Raw genomic sequence first — 1,190 nt, 5'->3', positions numbered from 1 at the left:
GGGAATCCCGTATTGTCATGGAGCACACCGGACGTTATTATGAAGTCCTGGCACATCAACTTTCCAAGGCCGACCTTTTCGTCAGCGCCATCAACCCAAAACTTATCAAGGACTTTGACAATGACTCCCTTCGTAAGGTCAAATCTGACAAAGCGGATGCCGTTAAGATTGCACGCTATGCACTTGACAAATGGCAAAATCTAAAACAATATAGTGTCATGGATGAATTACGCAATCAGCTTAAAACCATGAACCGTCAGTTCAACTTTTATATGAAGCACAAGACGGCCATGAAGAATAACCTCATCGGCATCCTTGATCAGACCTATCCTGGCATTAATACTTACTTTGACAGCCCTGCACGTAGTGACGGCAGCCAGAAATGGGTTGATTTTGCATCCACTTACTGGCATGTGGACTGTGTCCGTAAAATGTCCCTTCATGCTTTCATAGACCACTATCAGAAGTGGTGCAAACGAAAGAAGTACAACTTCAGCCTGTCAAAAGCTGAGGAAATCTATGGAAAAGCAAAGGAGCTTGTTCCTGTACTTCCAAAGGATGGAATTACTAAACTCATTATCAAGCAAGCGGTTGACCAACTTAACAGTGCCTCTGTAACTGTGGAAGAATTGCGTTCCCTCATGAACGAAACAGCCTCTAAACTCCCAGAATATCCTATCGTCATGCAGATGAAAGGCGTAGGTCCATCACTTGGTCCACAACTCATAGCCGAGATTGGCGATGTAACCCGTTTCACTCACAAAGGCGCGCTCACAGCTTTTGCCGGCGTGGATCCTGGTGTAAATGGTTCTGGCTCTTATGAGCAAAAGAGTGTTCCCACTTCCAAACGAGGCTCCGCAGCTCTGCGCAAGACTCTGTTTCAGGTAATGGATGTTTTAATCAAAACCATGCCCCAAGATGATCCTGTTTATCAGTTCCTCGATAAGAAACGAGCCCAAGGTAAAGCTTATTACGTCTATATGACCGCCGGAGCCAATAAATTTTTACGAATCTACTATGGTCGGGTGAAAGAATATCTTTCATCACTTCCAGAATCCGAATAGTTTCATAACACTTCTCTTCAGACCAGCACGAGTGTGGTGGTCTTGTTTTGATACCTATTTTTCGACCTGTATAAAATTTTCAATTTTCATAAATTTAGCCTTGACTTTTTATTTGCAGGCTTATTT

The 1,190-nt window shown here is 43.4% G+C and carries 1 protein-coding gene; it reads left to right on the top strand.

Annotated elements, in window-relative coordinates; genetic code table 11:
- Positions 1 to 1,064: IS110 family RNA-guided transposase (locus AOA56_RS15205; RefSeq protein WP_053770030.1), on the top strand; the 1,064-nt coding region annotated here is incomplete at its 5' end.
- Positions 1,065 to 1,190 lie beyond the last annotated feature (126 nt).

This window comes from Sellimonas intestinalis, from assembly GCF_001280875.1.
Lineage (GTDB): Bacteria > Bacillota > Clostridia > Lachnospirales > Lachnospiraceae > Sellimonas > Sellimonas intestinalis.
Note: the sequence above shows the minus strand (reverse complement) of the source record. Positions and strands in the feature narration are given on the sequence as shown.